The organism is Maribacter sp. R86514, from assembly GCF_044597005.1.
GTDB lineage: Bacteria > Bacteroidota > Bacteroidia > Flavobacteriales > Flavobacteriaceae > Maribacter.
Map to the genome: position 1 here is coordinate 1,006,979 of NZ_CP138999.1, position 22,658 is coordinate 1,029,636.

Here is a 22,658-nt window from a genome sequence, read left to right on the forward strand (position 1 = left end):
TTTATGGGAGTAATTAGAAAGACTAAAGCAGTAGAAGTTTTACTTAATGAATTCAATACTAGTTCAGTAGCTATTTCTGCAAAAGCATTAATTGAACAGTTGGGTGATACCTTTAATAAAACCACTATTTACCGTGTTTTAGACAAGTTAGAAGATGATGGTATTCTACATTCTTTTTTAGGGAAAGAAGGCTTAAAGTGGTATGCAAAATGTAATGGTTGTACTTCCACTGAGCATAATGATGTGCATCCCCATTTTCAATGCCTTAGCTGTGGAAGGGTAGATTGTTTGACCTTTACCGTACCACTACCACAAATACCTAACAGAAAAATTGAAGTTACGCAGTTATTGATTCAGGGCAGATGTGAAGAGTGTTTTGTGTCATAAAAATGTAGATTCGATGGAAACTTCATAAAAATCTAAGATTGGGCTTTTATGACAAAATGTTCAGTGAAAAATCAGAGAGTTCGGTAGACTGGACAAAACACAATGTTAAATTTTATCAAGTAAGTCGTGAATTTAGCTGGCTTAAATTAATTTTTCCAACATTGCTAATAACATTGATGATTGCATTTTTTTAGTGGAATGAATTTAAAAAAGCTATAAAGGTAAGTTCGGGTTATTGATAACAATAGCCCGAATTTTAATTTATTCGACAATTGAAAATTAAATACTCAGACCCTTGTGTGGATATAGAAACTGTGTTTTTGATACAATGTTTAATAGGTTTATTTTGAGGTTGTTCGCTATTAATTATTGTGTTTCGAAGGGACGTAGGTTCTTCTAAAATTATCCATTTAATAGTATTCTTTACATCTTATTTTAACGTATACGGATACTTTTACACCTTTCAACAGAATTAATTTATATATCTGAAGCAATGGGGTACTTTTCGTCTTTCAAACCTCAAACTCAGAAAAATGAAACTTGAATTAGTAATTGTAGATGACTCCCATTTGTGGTTGTCATTAGCAGAAAAGCTTGCCAAAACGCATCCGTTGGTTGGTAAGGTTACAGTCTTTGAAGACTCATATGATGCCTGGGTGCATATACAGATAAATAAACCACAATTTGTTATTTCCGATATAGAAATGCCTGGAATGAACGGACTATCGTTCTTAGAAATGTTCAGTAATAGGTTGCCTTTTATTTCAACTTCTACTAAACAAGAATTTGAAGAAGTGGCACGAGAGCTTGGTTGTATAGATTTTATTAGCAAACCATTTACAAAAACAGATATACACCATGCTATAGATTCCGTTTACTATCATATGTACGGTAAAAAAGTTAGTTGAACTTGTAACTTTCTTGCCAATAATTAAACATGGCAATAGCATCTTATGGGCATAGATAATATTTAGATTGGTTATATTTACTTTTTTAGTAAATTCTTGTATCTCAAAACATACACATAACCATGACCCCCGATAAAGATATTTTTAGTACTAAACAAGGTAGATGGGACTTTGCAATTGCCATTGCCGTAATAGCCCTATTCTCTATTTTCATCTACATGTATATGTTTAATAATGAGAATGAAATGACAGAGGCTACTCCTGATTTGGAAACATCGAAAGAACAATTACCTGATTCATATCATTCAGAAGATCGAGAGTACGTATATAAAAATTCAGACACTTATATGCCGGTGACAATACCTGCAAAAGATGCAATTGATCCTAATAAGAAAATAGCGATCATTATTTCTGATACGACACTTACAGAGGCTGATTTAGTAGATGATAAAGTAGACTCTTACATTAAGCAAGAAATAGTAGATAAACCTAAAAATACATTGTCGACTGAATCTGTAAAAACAATGTTAGACACAGTAAATACTGGTTTTGGGTCAAAAGAAATTAAAGAACCGATTGTAGAAAAAGAAGATGTATTAACAGAGAGTTCAAAAACAGCATCAGTAGCCAATACAACTATAGAATTGAACTGTATGGCTATGGTGGGTGTTTTTAAAGATCAGAATAACATAGCTACAATTATTAAAAAACTAAAAGCTTTAGGGTACACACATGAACAAGGCGCATACCCAAAAGGTTTAACTTATATAAGCGTACCTGTTGATTGCTCGAACAAATCTAATAAGAAGCAACTTATATCAGAATTAAATAAAGCTTTCGGTATTGATTCTTGGGTTAAAAAGAGATAGGGTCTTATTCAAATAAAATATTTGGATAAAGGAAATTAAAAAAAGGCTAGAAGCAATTCTAGCCTTTTTTTAATAAGTAAAATTCTATTTATCTATGTAGAACCTTCGATCAATTCAAAGATTTTATTAAATACTTTCAACTAAAGGAAAATCTATTTCAACATCCGTTAGATTGTGAAAAGTATTTGTTACAGTAATAATACCTACTGCGATTACTAAATCAACCAAGTTCTCTTTGGTATAGCCAGCATCATAGAATGCGTTTAAACTTGTATTGCTCAATTTACCTCTATTGATTGCTATTTCTTTAGAAACTTTAGATAAGGCATTCAACTTCTTGTCCCAAGAAGCTTTACCATGTCTTAATTCTAAAATCTGATCATCATTAAGACCTTTCATCTTGCTAATTGCAGTGTGTGCAGATTGGCAATACCTGCAACCATTAACTTGGCTAATGGCCAGATCAACTACTTCTTTTTCAATAGCCGTTAAAGAAGTTTTAGCGTTTGAGAATTGTAAGTAGTCTTTTAGGGCATTATCTGAATGTGCCATAGCGGCATATATATTTGGTACAAATCCTAATCCCTTTTCAAGGTTATTGAAAATTTCCTTGTTCGCTTCACTTACATCTTCTTTTTTTAATATCGGAAATGTGCTCATTTTTATATTTTAAAATTAGAGATGTGTTAATTTCTACCTGCCATAACACCGCCATCAATATCCCAGATAGCACCTGTAACCCATGCAGTTTCATCAGATAATAAGAAGTGAATGGTTTTGGCGATTTCATGTGGTCTACCTACCCTGCCAATTGGGTGAAAAGCATTGAAACCCTGTAATGTTTCCTCAATTTTATCTTATTCTATGAAGGCACCGTATATTGGAGTAACTACTACTGCAGGAGATACTGCATTTACCCTAATATTAAATTCTGCCAACTCCATTGCTAAATGTTGAGTAAAGCTATGAAGACCAGCTTTAGCCATTGAATAAGCAGATGAAGGCGTAGCTTTAATGGCTTGTTTGGCCCACATAGATCCTATATTTACAATAGAACCACCTCCATTATCTTTCATTACATTGGCAGCGGCCTGGGTAATAAAAAAGAATGCTTTGTTGAAGTCATGATAGATGTTGTAATCTTGCTCGGTATGCTCTAAAAACGGTTTAGGACTAAAATAACCGGCAGCATTTAAAAGATATTTTAAATCAGGAGCGATTTCCTTAATAGAATTAGTAAATTCTTGAACAGCTGTAAGGTCACTAAGATCAAGAGCTACCGTTTTTATTGAACCAATAGAAGAAAGTTCTTTTTCAATACTTTCCAAATTTTTACCAGGTCTACCAACAACGATCAATTCTACATCGTCATTTATTAATAGTTTAGTGGTGGCTTTTCCCATTCCAGTAGTTCCTCCAATTATCAATGCTTGCTTTTTCATGATTTTTGTATTTTTTTTATTTGATACAAAGTTCATGAGATGTCATGGGTAAAAATGGTAATTAAGCGCAAACCTATGGTAAATTAGGGTAATGATGCCTGAAACTGCTTGGGTGTAAGTCCGTTTTCTTTTTTAAAATACTTTGTAAAATAGGTTGGTTGATCAAAGCCTATGGCATATGCAACCTCTTTAGCCGTAATCTTATGGTTTGCCAGCATTCTCTTGGCTTCTAAGATTTTTAGTTGACGAATAATGTTCGCTGGTGTATCTAACAGATATTTTTTACTTAATGAGGTTAAATTTTTAACATTGATATTGAGTTTGGTACAATACTCATCTAGGCTTAAAAAAGATTCCATATTTTCATAAATGAGTTGTTTAAATTGATATGCTGTATAGTGTTCCTTATCTGTATCTACACCAAAAGCATTTTGTTTTTTCTTTAATCGTTCAATTTGAAATAATAAAGTTTGAAAAAAAGAGAATACCTGTTCTTTGTGAAAATAATTTTTGGTCTTTAATTCTATGTCTATAGCAGAGGAAAGCATAGTAAGCTTTTTGACATCTACAGCGGACAAGGTGACAAACGGATTTCCAATTTCATTAAATATGGAATAAGAAAACCGTTTCATTAAATCAGTATTGAAACGTTCTATGAAATAATCATTAAAATGGTATAGCTGTCCCTTGTTTGGTGAATCTGGACAGAAATAGTGTACTTGATTTTTATTAATAAAGAACAAGGTATTCTCTTTATGTTCTACTACTTGATAATCAATATAGTGTCTGCCTTTTTCTTTAAACCAGATAATTTGATAAAAGCTGTGATTATGTGGTTTTGAACTTGGTGTACTATGTTTTTGAAAATAAGCTTCTGCATCAAGAAAATCGAAATGTAATTTCGAATAATCATCTTTGTGCAAGTGGTATTTTTTAATATTCTCCAAATCAATAATAAAATTATATTCGTGCACCTTTTAAGACGTATTTATAAATAGAAACTTTCAAATAAATTATGGTAAGTGGCATGTATTAATAATCGATTTCATTAAAAGCTTCGTCGGCATATTCTAAAAAATAGGTATTGATAAATTAACCTTTTTTAAGATTTGCCAAGCGGTATTATGTTTTATTTTTGCCGCCTTAAAATTGTTATCAAGAATCTCAAAAAAGGAGATAGCAACCTGCAAAAACAAGCAAGGTGCTAAATAGATAAGCCAATTAATTGGAACAAATGTTAGTTCATAATCCTTCTAATTTTTAGCTATTTCCTTTTTTGATTATGAAGAAAGAGAAATGGAAAGTACCAAAAACAAGATCCCAAAATTTTCTGCCTTAATACCCTTGTTCGTATTTGTATTTACGTTTTTAGGTGTAGGCATTTATCAAAATGATTTTTATGCCCTACCCGCTCCTATTGCGGTTATTGTGGGTATTGTAGTAGCGTTCATACTATTTAGGCAATCGATATCAGATAAAATCGATACGCTTTTAAAAGGTTGTGGAGATGATAAGATATTAACGATGTGCCTTAACTATTTATTGGCAGGTGCTTTTGCAGCAATTACCTATGAAACACGTAGTGTAGATGCCATTGTAAACCTTGGTTTAGATCTTATAGCTATATAATACATATATGTGGGCATTTTTATTATTTCCGGGTTTTTATCTGTCTCAACAGGAACTTCTGTTGGCGCTATCGTAGCGTTGGCGCCAATAGTAGTAGGTTTAGCCGAAGAAAGCAATGCAGAGCTGGCAATTTTATGCGGGGCGTTATTGGGCGGTAGTATGTTCGGTGATAACTTATCTGTAATTTCAGATACAACTATTGCAGCAACTCAATCTTTAGGTTGTAAAATGAGCGATAAGTTTAAACAGAATATTAAAATTGCTGTGCCAGCAGCGATATTTACCATCGCCATATTAATTTTTCAAGGCTTAGGATTAGAATCCGTTACATCTGAAAACACCGTTTATAACTATGATATTGTAAAGATTTTACCGTATGTATTGGTGATTGTTCTGTCTATTGTTGGAGTCAATGTTTTTGTAACGCTTTTACTAGGCGCTATAGCTGCAGTTGTACTAGGTCTTGTTTATCAAGATTTTACTCTGATTGAATCCGGCAAAATCGCTTACACGGGATTTACCAATATGACAGAAATATTTCTTTTGTCTTTATTGACCGGAGGATTGGCGGCATTGGTAGAAAGAAATGGTGGAATTGAATTTATATTGGTCAATATTAGAAAGCTGATAAAAAATAAGAAATCGGCACAATTCGGTATAGCCACATTAGTGAGTACAATTAATATGGCAATAGCCAATAATACCGTTTCAATTATAATTGCCGGACCAATTGCAAAAACCATTAATGACGAGTATCATTTAGATAATAAAAAGACGGCTTCTATCTTAGATATTTTCGCATGTATTTTTCAAGGTTTGCTTCCTTATGGAGCACAGGTCTTAATGATTTTAAGCTTCTCTAAAGGAAAAATCGATTATTTAGATTTGGTAAGCAACACTTGGTATTTGGTATTGCTTTTTATTTACACACTGTTATTTATTGGTCTTAGGGCAAAGAATAATGCTTAAGGCTAACTGTTGAAAGAGTTATAAATTCCCAATAAAATGTGATTATGTTCGATATAACTTCCTGTTTTTTGATTTTTTGATAAAAATCATATAGAAATTAAATGTGAATTTTAAATTGAATGTTAAACTACAGACATAGATATGGGAAGGTTGCCTAAAAAAGTAATTTTGATAAACTAATTTAAAAGACACTGACAATAGAGATGCTCATGTTTTTCTATAACTCTTTAAAACGTTGCTAGTCAGACACTAGTGTAATTTTCTTTTATTTTAATATAATTAGTTTTTAATCCATTTTCAATTTATAAATCATTTATTATGAAACACTTGATCGCTGTTTGTGCAGCTGTTTTGGTAAGTACTATTTCTTATGGGCAATGGCAGGTATCTGCAAGTTCTGGATATGCAATTGGTAGCGCGACCATGAAATTAGGAGAACGCATTAATACTTCTACAATGGAAAACTCTTATGGAAGTTACGGTGAGGGAACAAATTTTCAACTTAGAGGAACTTATTTCTTTGATGATTCTTTTGGTTTCGATTTAGGCGTGGGGTATTTACATGGTACCGATCAAGATGTTTCTATAGTAGATTTACCATCTACAGAAGTTAATGCAGTGGCAAGAGCACGTGCTTTTGGTGCTTCTGCATCTGTGGTATACAAATTTACCAACAATATTTACGGGCGTTTTGGAGCCTTGATAAAATTAGGAGGAAAAACCGAGGGGGTTATCTATCAAAAATCTGTATTTTCTGAAGCAGAGGCCGAAGCTTTAGGTGTACCTAACGGGTCATATTCCGAGACCAATTACAAAGAAGACTTTCATGGCCACTTTCCTTTAGGATTTGTAGGTGCGCTTGGTTATAGACATAATTTAGATGCTAACTTTAGTCTTTTTGCAGAAGTAGAGTATTACGGTATTAGTTTAAAGCGTAAAGACTCAGAAATTTCAGAATTTAATACAGATATTAAACTTCCAGATGATACGGTTGCCGTTAGTGGTTTTTATTCCATTGATAATTTACCAGAAGGTATTAACAAGAAAACGACTTATGTAGATGAATTGTCGAATACGAATACAGATACTACAAAAGAGTTATCTCAAAAAGTTCCTTATTCTTCTTTCGGGCTAAATATTGGTATTACCTATAAATTTGCAAAGGCTAATAAAGAATAACACTTCAAGAGCTAGAATATTGAACCCCTATTGAACAATAGTTTAATAGGGGTTTTATTATATCTGCTAGTAAAATAGTACACACTAATAATACTTTGTTCAGCTCTATGAACCACAGGTAATTGTAAAGATATTTTATAATGGTTTGTAGGTAATTGAATCAAAAAAATATAGCATATATGATGTTGTTCAATTTTTAAACGTATATTGAACTATTATGCATGCATAGTAAATTGAATTTAATTAGTAGTGAAATGACCAAATACAAACATATTTTTGAGCCTTTAGATTTAGGTTTTACCACCCTAAAGAACCGAATTTTAATGGGTTCTATGCATACCGGCTTAGAAGAAAAAAAAAATGGAATAGATAAAATTGCCGCATATTATGCCGAACGGGCAAAAGGCGGAGTCGGATTAATTGTAACCGGCGGTATAGCGCCCAATGTGCAAGGTTGGACAGGCCCTTTATCTGCACGTATGAGCTCTAAAAAGCATGCGAAACATCATAAGGTCATTACCGATGCCGTGCATAAAGAAGGTGGTAAAATCTGTATGCAAATACTACATGCCGGTAGGTACGGCTATCATCCTTTTGCGGTGGCGCCATCGGCTATCAAGTCCCCCATCTCCCCTTTCAAGCCATTTAAACTCAATAAATCTGGTATTAATCGTACCATACGTGATTTTGTAAATTCGGCTAAACTTTCAAAACTAGCGGGTTATGATGGCGTAGAAATTATGGGTTCTGAAGGATATCTAATTAATCAATTTATTGCAGAAAGAACTAATAAACGTACCGATAATTATGGTGGTAGTTATGAAAACCGAATGCGTTTACCAATTGAATTAGTAAAACAAACACGAGAAGCGGTAGGCCAAGATTTTATCATCATTTATCGCTTATCAATGTTAGATCTGGTAGAAAAGGGAAGCACTTGGCAAGAAGTGGTAGCCTTGGGTAAAGAAATAGAAAAAGCCGGAGCTACAATCATAAATACAGGAATTGGCTGGCATGAAGCCCGTATACCCACTATTGCAACATCGGTACCTAGAGCGGCATTTACTTGGGTGACCAAAAAGATGAAAGAAGAATTATCTATTCCGTTAGTTACGTCTAATAGAATAAATATGCCTGAAACTGCTGAGCAAGTTTTAGCGGAAGGTCATGCAGATATGATTTCAATGGCACGACCATTTTTAGCAGATCCAGAGTGGGTCAATAAAGCTAAAGCAAATAAGGCAGATGAGATAAACACCTGTATTGGTTGTAATCAAGCATGTTTAGACCATGTTTTTCAACGAAAGGTTGCTAGTTGTTTGGTAAACCCAAGAGCTTGTCATGAGACAGTCCTTAATTATAATCCAACAGAAACAAAGAAAAGAATTGCCGTTGTTGGTGCAGGACCGGCAGGATTGGCTGCATCTACAATCGCAGCACAACGTGGGCATGATGTTACTCTTTTTGATGGCGAAAAAGAAATTGGCGGCCAATTTAACCTGGCTAAGCAAATACCGGGTAAAGAAGAATTTTACGAAACCATTCGTTATTTCAATAAACAACTAGAGTTGCATAATGTAACTGTAAAATTGAATACTAGAGTCTCTGCCGAAGACTTAAAGAATGGCAACTTTGATGAAGTTATTTTAGCGACTGGTATACAACCAAGAACTCCGAAAATCGAGGGTGTAGACCACCCAAAAGTTCTTAACTATATAGATGTATTAAAATTTAAAAAACCCGTAGGCAAGCGTGTTGCCGTTATCGGTGCTGGCGGAATTGGTTTTGATGTATCTGAATATTTAGCCCATGAAGGTGAAAGTACGGCATTAAATATCAATGCTTGGCTCAAAGAATGGGGAATTGATAAGACTTTAGAAGCTCGTAGTGGAATTGAGAATATACAACCCGAAATACAGCCCTCGCCTAGAGAAATATATATGTTTAAGCGCAGCAAAGGTAAGTTTGGTGGTAATTTGGGTAAAACCACAGGTTGGATTCATAGGTCAACATTGAAAAAGAAAAATGTACAGTTTATCAATGAAGTGCAGTATACTAAAATAGATGATGAAGGTTTGCACTATACTCAAAATAATGAACGGAAAATACTTGCAGTAGATACTGTGGTTATTTGTGCAGGGCAATTACCATTTAAAGAACTTTTAGAACCATTGCAGACAAAAGGCATGAATGTACATGTAATTGGTGGTGCAGATGTTGCTGCCGAATTAGATGCTAAACGTGCTATAAATCAGGCTTGTAGATTAGCTGCGGAAATTTAATGTTACAAAAACAAGTGAAGTCATATGGTAAAATGAATTAATCTTCTAGAGATATGAACGCTCCGTTTTCATTCGTTAGTTTTAAAATTTTATCGGTAGAATCCATAAAGCCTGATGGGGAACCTAAGTCCCCATCTATATCGGTCTCAACTAACACCTGTTAAAATATTTCCTTTTTCTAGAGGTATATTGAGGTATTAATTCATCGCAATCGCTACTTCCTCTTTCAAATCACTTTTATCACTACGACAACCAATGGTGAGTGTTATAATTAGTGTTAAAACTAACCTGAAAACTACTTTTTTACGATACATTTTTAAGACCTTAAAAATCGAAAAATAAAACTCAAATTTCAGAAAACCATTGCTTTAACAACTACATCCATATTTCTAAACGTACATAGCATAACCCCAAAATATAACGCTATGCGAAAATCTAAGAATTACCTATGGTTATTAAGTCTCAGTTGTGCCTTATTAAGTTGTACCAATGAAGAAGCCATTTTGTTGGAAAATATTAGTAGTGATACTGAAACGGAGACCGTAGAAGAATCGGTTGAAGATGTGGAAGATTTAGAGACAACTTCTAATGAAAATACAACACCAGTAGACGTAGTAACCACACTTATTGCAAACGACCTTGCACCACACCCTATGCAAGATATTGCAAAACCAGATTATTTAGAAACTATAGTAGATCCGTCTTTTGGAACTATTATTCGTAGAATTTCAAATGCTGGTACTGGCGGTGTAATAAAACCTATGTATAGTAATATACAGGCATGGAACGCCGATGAATCTAAAATGATTTATATGACCAAATTAATGGAGTACATCAATTGTTAGGCGGAATGAATTATGGGTTTATTAGGAACCTAGATGATGTGCGCCCAGATGATTTGGACCAATTATTTTGGGATTTTGACGACCCTGATATTCTATATTATTTAGACTCGGTTACAGATGAATTTATAAAGTACTCCGTGTCTTCTGGGAATAAGGAGGTGCTTGTGAATCTAAAAGAACTTACTAATAATACGGGAAGCATCAGTATGGGCAATGATGTACAAATGATGTCTTGGGATTCTGATGTTATAGGCTTTAGATTTGATAATAGCGAAACGTATTCCTATAGATTTTCAACTGAAGAACTTGTAACCTTCAATCTAGATGATGTAAACTATACAGCAGCTATGCCAGCACCTAGTGGAAGCTTGTTTTATCATAATGTATCGTCATATGATGCCGACGGTAATTTTAAAGCAAGACTAAATAAGAGTAAACCAGAGCATTCATGTTTAGGAAAAATGGTAGATGGTACGGATACCGATTTTTCCGTTAGTTTTGATTCAGGACCAAATGGTGGATGCCAAGGAAATATCATTGCTTATGATTTAAATACAGGTGATTGTTTACCGGTTATATCAGAAGATTTAGGATATGCATATCCAAAAAAGGGAACCCATATTTCTGCAGTAGCCCATAAAAACCCGGGATGGATTGCTGCTTCAATGATAGGCTTTGAAGGAGATGGTCAGGCATTGTTAGATCAAGAGCTAGTGATTGCTCGTGTTGAGCCAGGTAATGTTGAAGTATATAGAATAGGGCATCATAGAGCAGATGAAGAGGAATTCAATTATTGGGGAGAACCACATGCGGTTATTAGCCCAACAGGTACACGAGTACTTTTTGGTTCTGATTGGAGCGGTAGCGAAAATGATACTTCTGTAGATTCTTATGTTGTTGAATTGCCATCTTATAATTAATCGAATACTGTAAACTATATCATTAAAAGGCGTATACACTGATAATTAACATATAGTAAAACCCATTCTAAAGTCGATTTGTACAGCCTTTAAGATCAATGAAAAAGCAATATCTTTGAGAATAGAATTTGCAATTAAAACCTTACTTCAAAAATGGCAACTGAATCTCATATATCTATTAACGGGCATACACATGTACTTTATAAAGAAAATGCATTGTCGAAAGAAGAACTCATTGTCAAAAGTGAGGACTTTTATAAACATTTAGATGAAAGAAGATCCGTTAGAGAATATGCAAGTACACCTGTACCAAAAGAAGTAATTGAAACTTTAATAAAAACGGCTTCTACCGCACCGTCTGGTGCGCATAAACAACCTTGGACCTTCTGTGCTGTTTCTAATACTACATTAAAGGCAAAGATCAGAGAGGCTGCCGAAGCAGAAGAAAAGGAAAGTTATGAAAGTAGAATGAGCGACCGTTGGTTAAAAGATCTTGAGCCGATGGGTACAAATATGTACAAGCCCTTTTTAGAAGATGCACCGTGGCTTATTATCGTTTTTAAGAAAGTACATGATTTAGATAACGATGGTAAAAAGGTAAATAATTACTACGTTAATGAATCTGTAGGCATTGCCGCAGGTATGTTAATAACTGCAATACACAATGCGGGTTTAGTTACACTGACTCATACTCCTAGCCCCATGAATTTTTTGGCAAAACTATTGAATAGACCAAGCAATGAACGAGCATTTTTGCTGTTGCCAGTAGGTTACCCTAAGACGCCAACTTACGTACCAAATATTGAAAGAAAACCGATAGAAGCTATTTCAGAATTTTACGAGTAAAACTTTAAGTAAAGATATTTTAAATCCTATCTAATAGAAATTTAGATAGGATTTTTATTTTTAAATTAAAAGTATAAAACTGTTTCCTTTTTATTAATCTTAAATTTATAAGATGAAACCTCGACCTCAAAAAAACACTTAAATATTGTATGCAAAATATGAATCATTCTGTGTGCATAAATAGAGTTCCTTTTCTCCATCCTAAAAGAGATTCCCTTAATTTTATTAATTTGATAAAATAACACTACTCAGTAGTAAATTGATGAAATTAATTAGCCAAATTCAATATTTTACTAATATAATTTTAATAAATATTAAATTTTACTAGGAATTCATCAAAAAAAATTTAAATTATAGTAACTATAAAAAACAAAATAATATATGAGGCAACTGAAGATCACCAAACAAATTACAAACAGAGACACTAAATCATTAGAAAAGTACTTTCAAGAAATATCAAAAATTGATTTGATTACCGCCGAAGAGGAAGTGGAGCTGGCAAGAAGAATACGTGAAGGAGATCAAGTTGCCCTAACAACATTAGTAAACGCCAACCTACGTTTTGTAGTATCTACGGCAAAACAATATCAAGGTAGCGGTTTACGACTTTCAGATTTAATCAATGAAGGAAACATTGGTTTGGTAAAGGCAGCAAAACGCTTTGACGAAACCAGAGGTTTTAAGTTTATATCATATGCCGTATGGTGGATCAGACAATCTATACTGCAATCTATTTCTGAGCAATCTCGTATGGTACGTATTCCACTCAATAAAATTGGGGAAATTAGTAAGATCAATAAAGTATTTTCTACGCTAGAGCAATCGTTACAAAGACCACCAAGTACTACTGAAATAGCTAGAGAACTTGATATGAGTAGCACACAAGTAAAACTTGCTTTAAAGAATTCAGGTAAGCACTTGTCTATGGATGCACCTTTTCAGGAAGGGGAATCGTCTAACTTATATGATGTAGTAAGTAATAAAGACGCAAACAGACCCGATGCCAATATGATGATGGATTCTCTTAAAACAGATCTTGATCAAGCGTTAAATACGTTACCGAATAGGGAAAGTGAAATTATTAAGCTGTATTATGGTCTTGGAGAAAGAAGTCCTAAAAGTTTAAGTGAAATTGGAGAGCTTTTTGATCTAACAAGAGAAAGAGTACGACAGATAAGAGAGAAGGCCGTTCGTAAGCTTCGAAATAAATCTCAAAACGAAGTACTGAAAGCATATTTGTAGAAGACAATTTAAAATATATTAAAAAGCCGACTTATTTAAGTCGGCTTTTTTATGCATTAAGATGTTGTAAACGAAAACTATTAACTGTTCCCATTCTTATTTTTTTTCCTTTTCGGCTCTTCAGGTTTTATAGGTAGACTAGTAGTTTGGGCTATATGGTTCGCCAATATTTTCTCTACCAATTCGTCTTTGGTCAAGTGATGGAAAATGGTTCTTACTTTAGTTTTAAATTCTTCAGATACCTCGCGGTTAGGTTTGGTTTTAAATATTTTCTTTGCCCAAAGCAATGTATTGTTTTCTTCTATACTCTGTGCATCTGCCTTTTGGTATTTTGAGAAAGAAATACCTAATTCTTTTTCAAAATCAAATACTTCTGCAACTTCCTCTTTTTGTAGAATGGTTAATGAAAGTCCCTTCTCCCCTGCTCTGGCGGTTCTTCCGCTACGGTGAACATAGGCATCGTAAGTGTCAGGTAAATGATAGTTAATTACGTACCCAAGTTCTTTTACATCGATACCACGCGCGGCTAAATCGGTAGCTACCAATATATCGATATACCCTTCTCTGAATTGCCCCATTATTCGGTCTCTGATCCCTTGAGATAAACTACCGTGCAAAGCACCTGATGAAAATTTATTTATAGCTAATTTTTTAGCCAACTTATTTACTGCCGCTTTTGTTTTACAGAAAATGATGCCACGTTGCCCTTCTTTTGTATTTAAAAAGTGCATAAGCACATCTAATTTTTCAATGGGCTCAACTACCACATATTTATGATCAATACCTTGATGACCAACGGTAGACATATCAGCTTCTACATGTACCACATGTTTAGACATGTAATTTTGAACCAACTGCTTTATAGCTCCAGACATGGTAGCCGTAAACAAAAGTGTACGGCGAGATTTCGGAATACCTTCGATAATGGTATCTAAATCTTCTTTCAGAGCAGTGACCATTTCATCGGCTTCATCTAAAACCAAGTACTTTAATTTCTTAATATCAATAGCCTCGCGTTTCACTAAATCAACTAAACGACCAGGCGTAGCTACTACAATATGAGTATCTTCTTTTAAGCGTTCTATTTGAGGTTTTATTGGTATACCACCGCATACTGCGGCAATTGATATTGCCGGACTATATTTTGCATATGAAATTAGGTTGGCGTGTATTTGTTGTGCCAATTCTCTAGTAGGTGCCAATATAACAGCTTGTAAGACTGAACTTTCCGTTTTGATTGATTGCAGTAATGGTAAGCCAAAAGCAGCGGTTTTACCCGTACCGGTTTTTGCCAATGCAACAAGGTCTTCTTTTTTATTTAGAACAACAGAAATACATTTTTTCTGTATATCTGTAGGTACAGAAATTTGTAATTCCTTTAAACTCTGTTGAATTTCAATATTGATTCCTAAATCCGCAAATTGGCTTGACATAAAATAATTTTATGCAAAGATAGGTACACTTTTACTAGGTAAGGGTATTAGCGACAAAAGGTTATAATTAAAGTAATTAGGATGATTTAAGAGAAATAAGTTTTATTTAGGATATAATAAAAAAAGCTTGCATCATAATTTAATGATGCAAGCTTTGTATGTGTAGTGTTCTCAGTAAAAACCAATACTATTTTAGCATTACTTTTTAACGTTTACAAAACCTCTTAACGGAACTAATTCTTCCATTTTAGCAATATTTAAACCTTGATTTTCATCAGTTCCAAAATCACCAAGATCATTGATGTCAACACCTTGAGTACCTCGAGGTAAGTCATAAGACTCTCCAACAGAAGCTGAACTATAACCTAAATCTCTCATAGATCCAGCTGTTATTCTACTTAAAGGATTTTCTCCAAGATTTAAAAAGCCTGTCATAAGTTCATTATTTAAGGTAGACTCTCTCCAGTGCCCTAATGCTGTACCAGGACCACCCATATTCTCAATTGGTAATTCATCTGTACCACCTTCTGCGTTCCAGAATACATTTGCTTTTTTACCAGTAAAGTAAGGATTGCTATCAGGTCCTGCTCTTAGCGTTCTGTCAAATCCGAACGGAGCCGTGTTCCAAAGTGTACCTACGCCTAAAACATGACCCATTTCATGTACGATAACTTCTTCGAACAAATCGATCTCTTCAAGAAAATCTAAATCTTCAACATCAAAGAACATAACTCCTGTCAAGGACAGAAAATCTTCCGTTCTTACGAATTGAGGTCCTGCCTGACCTAAAATTCCTCCAGGTCCATCAATTGGTGCCAAAGCTACTTCAATAACCAAATCATCGATAGCATCAATATCTGGAAAACCGGCAAAAGCTGAAGGTATTGGACCAGCAACATCTGGCACATCTTTGATGATTATACGTTCCCATCTTGCTGCAGCAGCTTCAAATACTTCAACTTGTCTTTCCGTAGGAGGTAATAAATACTTTAATGTAATGTTGTAACGACCTTTGGTAGCATTACTTGATTTTGCCGTTTGCAAATCTGTAACTCCAAGATCATCTATGATAATAGGGGAATTTGTTGGCGCTTTTAAAGCGATTTCCAAAGGTTTTGCTTCTTGCGATTCTTCTGCATTCAATACCGATGTTTCGTCTGTACAAGAAGTGAATAATAATACACCAAAAGCGCAACCTAAAGTCAAAAATTTGTTAGTTTTTTTAAAAGTGTTCTTCATAAAAATATAGTGTTAAAAATTAATATATAACAGTGCCGTTGTAAATGAACAATGTTACATTAATGTTAAATTTAACACAATAAATAATATTTTACGGCATTTCGCTGAATAAAATATGAATTTATACATTTTCCCAACTCCTCCACCTATCCACACCCTCTCGATACCATTTATCGCCTTTGATGAGAGATAGATTATTATTTCGTTCCACTTTGAATTCTATAGGCTGATTATATAGTTTTCCGCGTTTCCAAGCATCAAAACATTTGATCAATGTTTCAATTTCTTCATCTTTAGTTAGATCCATATCTAATTTATATAAATCTTGAACTAAAGGAATTATTGAGTTTTCGGTGTGTTCATCATAATGAATTAAAGGTGATAAACGTATAATTTGCTCGTTAAGTGCTTTGTTCGTAGCTACCTGTAAAAACATCATAGCAATATAGTTGGCCGTATCTGGTGGTTGGTATAAAATAGTTTTTGCTTGGTGCAATACGGTTTCTTTAAAGAAATTGAATTGTGGTTTCCATTTAGAAAAAGCAAATTTCTTTCTCCTAAATATTACCGCAATCTGTTTCCAGTCCCAAAAGTTTTTTTTAGCATCTGCAGACATCAGCGAATTACTTGTACCAAGCGAAACTATGCGCAAGGTCTTTAAATCCACTCCTAGCTTATAGGCTTCTATGATTCCGGCTAGAATAGGGTTATTGAATCCGCCTAAGGCACCATCCCATAACTCATAATATATATCACTTTGCTTCGCTTTAAAACGTGCCGGAAAATCGAAATATTGAACAGGGGCGTTAGATGATCCGTTTATAGCTTGTGTAAGTCTAACGGAATCGTAAGTATCTGGGTTTGTTGAGAACGATTTAAAGAATTTTGCACGATTATTTAAAGCATCATATGTGGCAATAACTATTTTGAGGGATGCTTTACCAATGAGTTTAGGAATTTCATCCATTTGTATTTCATCAATCTGTGGGAATAGATTTTCAAAAGCTTCCTTTTTTTTGGTAGTACTATATTTTGGTCCAAATCCCGCATTAAAAAGTCCTAAATAGTCAACAGGAAAATAACGATCTTTAAAAGAGTTCTTATGAAAAATAAGCTCTCGGTTTTTCTGTTCTTTAAAAAGTGAAATGGCTTTGTCAATGGTATAATTTTCAGCTAAAGCAGCAAGAACGATACTACCACCCGAATTGGCAATTACAAGATCAAATTTTCTTAAAATATCGTGACCCGTTAAATTGCCATATCTATCTTTTAAGGTAAGTAATTGAATAATAGCCCAACTGCCACCACCGTCAAGAGATAGAATTTTGTACATCTTAAATAATAATTTAGGAAATCAAGTTAAGAGATTCAATTTAAAAATTCAAAAAAAGGACGTGGGAACTACCTTTATTGCGCTTTCTAAAATTAGAGAAATAAGAAATAACTTGTTTGTAGAATCTTCTTAGAAATTATAAGGATATTATGTTTTTTTTGATCCCACCACGATATTTAAATTAAAGTTGTGTTAATAAAAAAGAATGAACGTTCATTTTTTGTAGTTTTGTACCAAGAAATCATAGTTATGGCAGCATTACAGAAAAGCATAGATAAACGAAACGCATTAATTAATGCAACTATTGAGTTGGTGAACAATGATGGATTTCATGCCACACCAATGAGTAAGATTGCAAAAATGGCCTGTGTATCTCCTGCCACCATATATCTATATTTTGAAAACAAACAAGATCTGGTAAATAAAACCTATATAGAGGTAAAGGCTAATTATACCGCATATGCATTTGCCACATATGATGAAACCATGCCGGTTGAAGAAGGATTTAAAGTAATTTGGAAACGTATAGCTGAGTTCAAGTTAAAGGAAAGCGCCGATGCCATGTTTCTAGCGCAATGTGATAATACCCCAATGATAGATGAAGCTAGCAGGAAAGAAGGCATAAAGCACTTGCAACCCCTACTCGATTTATGGGCACGTGGTAAAAAAGAGGGTGTTATAAAACCATTGTCAGATTATATGTTATATGCCTATTCAATAAATCCGCTTTCATTTTTAATGATTACTCAAAACCGAGGTTCTGTAACATTGGATAAGGAGCATTTAGACCAGGCTTATGAAGCTGCATGGAGCAGCATTAAAACGTGTAAATAAAATGAAAAAGACAGCCATCATATTAGGAGCTTCGGGTTTAACAGGAGGATTATTGTTGAAGAAATTACTTATTGACGATAGGTACGATACTATAAAATTATTTTCTAGATCCAGAATTGAGGGCTTGCCAAGTAAAGTACAGCAGTTTATAGGAAATCTTTTAGACTTAGAACAGTTTAGAAAAGAATTTACAGCAGACGAAGTGTATTGTTGTATAGGTACTACTGCAAAGAAAACTCCAGATAAAAAACGTTACAAAGACATTGATTACGGTATACCTGTTGCTGCAGCAAAATTGGCGAAAGAAAACGGAATATCCACCTACTTAGTGGTATCTGCAATGGGTGCAAATAAAAAAAGTAAGGTGTTCTATAATAGAACAAAGGGAGAAATGGAGCAAGATGTTGTCAACCAAGGCATACCCCATACATCAATTTTAAGACCGTCATTAATTGGCGGGGAAAGAGATGAACAACGAACACTTGAAAAAATAGGACTAATAGTATTTAAAGCCATTCAGCCCTTATTTATTGGTCCGTTGAAAAAATATAGAATTATCAATGCAGAAAGCATTGCTCAGGCGATGTTGAATTTAGCAAATACAACGAGTAATACCGATGTTATTATAACATCTAACGATATAGAACAATTAGCAAAACGCAACTTAAAATAGAAAGATTAAAATGGAATTATTAGATAAATTAAATTGGAGATACGCCGCTAAGGCTATGAACGGTGAAAAAGTAGCCGAAGATAAAGTAGAACGTATTTTAGAAGCAGCGCGTTTGGCCCCAACTTCAAGCGGCTTACAGCCTTTTGAAATTATAGTGGTTAAAAACCAAGATATTAAGGAACAGATAAGACCTGTAGCTTGGAACCAATCTATGATTACAGATTGTTCACACCTACTTGTCTTTGCAGCTTGGGATACCTATACCGAAGATAGAATCAATTATATGTTCGATCTAACCAATGAGATTAGAGGTTTTAAGAACGAAGGATGGGAAAACTATCGTAAGATGTTGCTAGATTCTTATCCACAAAAAGATGAAGAAGAAAACTTTAACCATGCTGCGAAACAAGCATATATCGCTTTTTCACAAGCGATAGCGGCTGCAGCTTTTGAAGAGGTAGATGCTACTCCAATTGAAGGTTTTGATCCTTCTGCGGTAGACAAAATTTTAGGCTTACGCGAAAAAGGATTACGTAGTGCTGTTTTGTTACCACTAGGTTATAGAAATGAAAGTGAAGATTGGTTGGTTAATCTAGTAAAGGTTAGAAAACCAATGAAAGATTTGGTAACGGTTATAGAGTAATCGTTTATCAAACCATAAATAGATAGTACAATTTAAAAAGAAGAGAGAAAATGAACAATTTTGAATTTAAGAACCCTACCAAGATTATTTTTGGAAAGGATACCATAGCGAAATTAGAAAGTGAAATTCCTGCAGATGCTAAAGTATTAATGCTTTACGGTGGCGGTAGTATCAAGAAAAATGGTATTTACGAACAAGTTACCAAAGCGTTGTCTAATGTAGATGTTATAGAGTTTGGTGGTATACCTGCCAACCCTGAATATGCCTTACTAATGGAGGCCTTACAGGTAATAAAGGACAAAAACATCACCTATTTATTAGCAGTTGGTGGTGGGTCTGTTATAGATGGAACAAAATTTTTATCTGCAGCAGCGGTTTATGATGGAGACACCCCATGGGATATACTTATTAAAAAGGTGAGAACCAAAAAAGGAATGCCTTTTGGGACCGTATTGACCTTGCCTGCAACAGGTTCTGAAATGAATTCAGGTGCCGTAATTACAAGAGCGGAAACCAAAGAAAAACTGGCAATGGGCGGACCAGGATTGTTTCCTGAGTTTTCAATTTTAGACCCACAGGTTATTAGTTCAATTCCTGAACGTCAATTAGCAAACGGAATTACAGATGCTTTCACACATGTATTGGAGCAATACATGACCTACCCAATAGGTGCATCTTTACAAGATAGATTTGCAGAAAGTATTTTGCAGACATTAGTTGAAGTTGCTCCTAAAGTATTGAAAGATCCTACCGATTATACACCAGCAGCAGATTTTATGTGGAGCTGTACAATGGCATTGAACGGATTAATACAAAAAGGAGTGCCTGGTGATTGGGCTGTGCATATGATGGGTCATGAGTTAACTGCTTTATTCGGTATTGACCACGCACGTACATTGGCTGTAATTGCACCAAGTCACTACAAATATAATTTTGAAGCTAAAAAAGAAAAATTAGCTCAGTACGGTGAACGCGTTTGGAATATTACCCAAGGTAGTATCGATGACAAAGCATATGCTGCCATTGAAAAGACCGAAGAATTTTTTCAACAGTTAGGTATAGATACCAAGTTGTCTGATTACACTAAAGAGTATGAAGGCACTGCTGAAGAAATTTCTAAGCGATTTACAGATCGTGGATGGAAATTAGGTGAACGTCAAGCTTTAATGCCAGAAGATGCACAGAAGATTGTGAAAATGGCTTATTAGATTAAGCAAAGTATTTTTTAGAAAGGGCTGTCTAATTTAGACAGCCCTTTTTTTATTTCTGGTTGTGCCAATTAAAAATCACATATGAATGTCTTATCTCGAAGGCAGAATAGTCAAAAACCAATATCTTCGCGCGCATTATGTGGATGTACCTCGGACTTTTAGCAGCGCTTTTTTTAGGATTACATAACTTATGTAAAAAACATGCCGTACAAGGTAATGATGCCTTTTCTGTTCTTTTAGGCACTTTAATCGCTGGTTTTTTATTGTTTTTGCCACTGTTCGTAGGTTCAAAATACTATCCTGAAGAATTACAGGAAATTGATTTATTTGTATCTGATATTTCTTTGAAGACACATGGGTTCATAATTATAAAAGCCATGATCATGGCTTCTTCTTGGATATTGGCATATCAAGCTTTAAAACACTTGCCCATTACCATTGTAACCCCAATACGTTCTGCAGGTCCGTTTTTTACTTTTATCGGTGCGATTTTCATTTATCAGGAAAGACCTAATTTCTGGCAGTGGATTGGGTTTTTCCTAATTATTTTTTCAGTATTTCTTTATTCTAGAATTGGTAAAAAAGAAGGTATTCATTTTAAAAGTAATAAATGGATATATGCAATTATTGGAGCTACCTTCTTAGGAGCATCAAGTGGTTTGTATGATAAGTTCTTAATACAAAGTTTAAATCTGAATCCCCCTACCCTTCAATTTTGGTTCTGTACTTACACCATGTTGATTATAGGAATGGTAGTGGTCATTACAAGAGCTACCAATGCTAATTTAAAAGGATCTTTTAAATGGCGGTGGACAATACCTACGGTGGGTATTCTTTTACAAACGGCAGACTATTTTTATTTTAAAGCATTACAAGATCCAGATGCATTGATAATGCTACTTTCAGCCATAAAGCGTAGTCAAATATTGATAGCTGTAGTCGTTGGCGGTTTTATCTTTAAAGAACAAAATAAGCGTAAAAAATTAGTGCCGTTAACGGGTATTTTGCTTGGTGTCTTTCTTATTCTTTATTCATAAGAAATTCTGTATTGCTTTCTTCTCACAAGAAAATAGAGTGCTATAATAAGGTTGGCCCGTTGGTAGACTGTATCTTTGTAGCATTATAGTATGTTTAATTAGTTTAAAGTAGCAAATGTCATTTAAGAAACTGAATCAACACTTATTAGAAAGACTAGAATACCTTTCCATTACAGAACCAACTTCTTTCCAGAAGAAAAGTATTCCCGTAATTAAAAGCGGAGCAAATGTATATTGTACAGCTCCAAAGGAAAGTGGTAAAACTACAACCTTAATATTGACAACATTACAGAAACTAAAATGTAAAGCCGAAGGCAATGCGCCAAGAGCTGTTGTTGTGGTTGAGAATAAAGAAAAGGTACTGGAACTTTATGATGAGTTTTTTGAATTTACCAAGTATACGGATATGAGACTATATGCCAGTTATAAGGAATTGCATATCGATATTCAAAAATCAGAAATATTTGAAGGTATAGATATACTTATAACAACACCTACTACCCTACACAAGTTGTTTTTATTGAATGGGGTAAGTACGTCACAATTGAAGATCTGTAGTATTGATGATGGTGATTTTTTAATTCAGAAATCAGACTATACAGCAATGATTACGGTTGCACAAAGTATTATGAAATGTCAATATGTGATATATTCAGAAAAAAAGCATCCTAAATTAGAGCGTTTTGAAGATTATTTTATGGAACGTGCTAGTCATGTAAAGCTATAATATAAGCCTT

General features: G+C 34.2%; 20 protein-coding genes, 2 pseudogenes and 1 riboswitch. Of the genes and pseudogenes, 16 read left to right on the plus strand and 6 right to left on the minus strand.

Going from position 1 to position 22,658, the window contains the following annotated elements:
- Window positions 1–3: 3 nt before the first annotated feature.
- The 3 genes from SJY30_RS04485 to SJY30_RS04495 all read left to right on the plus strand — a co-directional run bounded on the left by SJY30_RS04485 (window position 4) and on the right by SJY30_RS04495 (window position 2,164).
- Window positions 4–387 carry a Fur family transcriptional regulator gene (locus SJY30_RS04485; RefSeq protein ID WP_396634403.1) on the plus strand — a complete coding sequence of 128 codons (384 nt, stop codon included), beginning with the start codon at window positions 4–6 and terminating at the stop codon, window positions 385–387.
- A 533-nt stretch (window positions 388–920) separates the two neighbouring features.
- Entirely contained in the window at window positions 921–1,295 is a 375-nt protein-coding gene (locus SJY30_RS04490; protein ID WP_396634404.1) for a PleD family two-component system response regulator, read from the plus strand.
- A gap of 122 nt (window positions 1,296–1,417) precedes the next feature.
- Complete coding sequence (locus SJY30_RS04495; protein ID WP_396634405.1) at window positions 1,418–2,164, plus strand: SPOR domain-containing protein; 747 nt, start codon at window positions 1,418–1,420, stop codon at window positions 2,162–2,164.
- 126 nt (window positions 2,165–2,290) lie between these two features.
- Here SJY30_RS04495 and SJY30_RS04500 read toward each other — a convergent pair whose 3' ends face one another.
- The 3 genes and pseudogenes from SJY30_RS04500 to SJY30_RS04510 all read right to left on the minus strand — a co-directional run bounded on the left by SJY30_RS04500 (window position 2,291) and on the right by SJY30_RS04510 (window position 4,529).
- Entirely contained in the window at window positions 2,291–2,824 is a 534-nt protein-coding gene (locus SJY30_RS04500; RefSeq protein ID WP_396634406.1) for a carboxymuconolactone decarboxylase family protein, read from the minus strand.
- 26 nt (window positions 2,825–2,850) lie between these two features.
- Window positions 2,851–3,606: pseudogene (locus SJY30_RS04505) on the minus strand (SDR family NAD(P)-dependent oxidoreductase).
- A gap of 83 nt (window positions 3,607–3,689) precedes the next feature.
- Window positions 3,690–4,529 carry an AraC family transcriptional regulator gene (locus SJY30_RS04510; protein ID WP_396634407.1) on the minus strand — a complete coding sequence of 280 codons (840 nt, stop codon included), beginning with the start codon at window positions 4,527–4,529 and terminating at the stop codon, window positions 3,690–3,692.
- 224 nt (window positions 4,530–4,753) lie between these two features.
- A riboswitch (SAM-I-IV-variant riboswitch) is annotated at window positions 4,754–4,851 on the plus strand.
- A 51-nt stretch (window positions 4,852–4,902) separates the two neighbouring features.
- On the opposite strand from SJY30_RS04510, the pseudogene SJY30_RS04515 reads away from it, so the two are divergent.
- From SJY30_RS04515 to SJY30_RS04545, 7 genes and pseudogenes are all read left to right on the plus strand, one after another.
- Window positions 4,903–6,204: pseudogene (locus tag SJY30_RS04515) on the plus strand (Na+/H+ antiporter NhaC family protein).
- 318 nt (window positions 6,205–6,522) lie between these two features.
- On the plus strand, window positions 6,523–7,383 hold the full coding sequence (locus SJY30_RS04520) for an outer membrane beta-barrel protein (RefSeq protein ID WP_396634408.1): 861 nt from the start codon (window positions 6,523–6,525) through the stop codon (window positions 7,381–7,383).
- Between the two features lie 254 nt (window positions 7,384–7,637).
- Window positions 7,638–9,665, plus strand: coding sequence for an FAD-dependent oxidoreductase (locus SJY30_RS04525; RefSeq protein ID WP_396634409.1), 2,028 nt, complete (start codon window positions 7,638–7,640; stop codon window positions 9,663–9,665).
- Window positions 9,666–10,090: 425 nt separating this feature from the next.
- Entirely contained in the window at window positions 10,091–10,510 is a 420-nt protein-coding gene (locus tag SJY30_RS04530) for a hypothetical protein (RefSeq protein ID WP_396634410.1), read from the plus strand.
- A gap of 5 nt (window positions 10,511–10,515) precedes the next feature.
- A complete protein-coding gene (locus SJY30_RS04535; protein WP_396634411.1) occupies window positions 10,516–11,430 on the plus strand; it encodes a hypothetical protein in 915 nt (304 codons plus the stop codon).
- Between the two features lie 153 nt (window positions 11,431–11,583).
- A complete protein-coding gene (locus SJY30_RS04540; RefSeq protein WP_396634412.1) occupies window positions 11,584–12,276 on the plus strand; it encodes a nitroreductase family protein in 693 nt (230 codons plus the stop codon).
- A 381-nt stretch (window positions 12,277–12,657) separates the two neighbouring features.
- Window positions 12,658–13,518 (plus strand): RNA polymerase sigma factor RpoD/SigA, encoded by an 861-nt coding sequence (locus SJY30_RS04545; protein ID WP_396634413.1) that lies wholly within the window; start codon window positions 12,658–12,660, stop codon window positions 13,516–13,518.
- A gap of 80 nt (window positions 13,519–13,598) precedes the next feature.
- Here the strand turns inward: SJY30_RS04545 and SJY30_RS04550 are convergent, their stop codons facing one another.
- The 3 genes from SJY30_RS04550 to SJY30_RS04560 all read right to left on the minus strand — a co-directional run bounded on the left by SJY30_RS04550 (window position 13,599) and on the right by SJY30_RS04560 (window position 17,523).
- Window positions 13,599–14,951 (minus strand): DEAD/DEAH box helicase, encoded by a 1,353-nt coding sequence (locus SJY30_RS04550; protein WP_396634414.1) that lies wholly within the window; start codon window positions 14,949–14,951, stop codon window positions 13,599–13,601.
- A 198-nt stretch (window positions 14,952–15,149) separates the two neighbouring features.
- Window positions 15,150–16,190: a leishmanolysin-related zinc metalloendopeptidase gene (locus SJY30_RS04555; protein WP_396634415.1), complete on the minus strand. Its 1,041-nt coding sequence runs from the start codon at window positions 16,188–16,190 to the stop codon at window positions 15,150–15,152.
- Between the two features lie 121 nt (window positions 16,191–16,311).
- Window positions 16,312–17,523 carry a patatin-like phospholipase family protein gene (locus tag SJY30_RS04560; protein ID WP_396634416.1) on the minus strand — a complete coding sequence of 404 codons (1,212 nt, stop codon included), beginning with the start codon at window positions 17,521–17,523 and terminating at the stop codon, window positions 16,312–16,314.
- 249 nt (window positions 17,524–17,772) lie between these two features.
- Here SJY30_RS04560 and SJY30_RS04565 point away from each other — a divergent pair, with 249 nt between their 5' ends.
- The 6 genes from SJY30_RS04565 to SJY30_RS04590 all read left to right on the plus strand — a co-directional run bounded on the left by SJY30_RS04565 (window position 17,773) and on the right by SJY30_RS04590 (window position 22,648).
- Window positions 17,773–18,357, plus strand: coding sequence for a TetR/AcrR family transcriptional regulator (locus tag SJY30_RS04565; protein WP_396634417.1), 585 nt, complete (start codon window positions 17,773–17,775; stop codon window positions 18,355–18,357).
- Window position 18,358: 1 nt separating this feature from the next.
- Entirely contained in the window at window positions 18,359–19,030 is a 672-nt protein-coding gene (locus SJY30_RS04570) for an NAD(P)H-binding protein (protein WP_396634418.1), read from the plus strand.
- Window positions 19,031–19,040: 10 nt separating this feature from the next.
- The gene (locus tag SJY30_RS04575) at window positions 19,041–19,673 is read left to right on the plus strand and encodes a nitroreductase family protein (RefSeq protein WP_396634419.1); all 633 of its coding nucleotides are present in this window, start codon (window positions 19,041–19,043) and stop codon (window positions 19,671–19,673) included.
- A gap of 50 nt (window positions 19,674–19,723) precedes the next feature.
- On the plus strand, window positions 19,724–20,881 hold the full coding sequence (locus SJY30_RS04580; RefSeq protein ID WP_396634420.1) for an iron-containing alcohol dehydrogenase: 1,158 nt from the start codon (window positions 19,724–19,726) through the stop codon (window positions 20,879–20,881).
- 140 nt (window positions 20,882–21,021) lie between these two features.
- The gene (locus SJY30_RS04585) at window positions 21,022–21,921 is read left to right on the plus strand and encodes an EamA family transporter (RefSeq protein ID WP_396634421.1); all 900 of its coding nucleotides are present in this window, start codon (window positions 21,022–21,024) and stop codon (window positions 21,919–21,921) included.
- A gap of 115 nt (window positions 21,922–22,036) precedes the next feature.
- Window positions 22,037–22,648 (plus strand): DEAD/DEAH box helicase, encoded by a 612-nt coding sequence (locus tag SJY30_RS04590; RefSeq protein ID WP_396634422.1) that lies wholly within the window; start codon window positions 22,037–22,039, stop codon window positions 22,646–22,648.
- The last annotated feature ends 10 nt before the right edge of the window (window positions 22,649–22,658 follow it).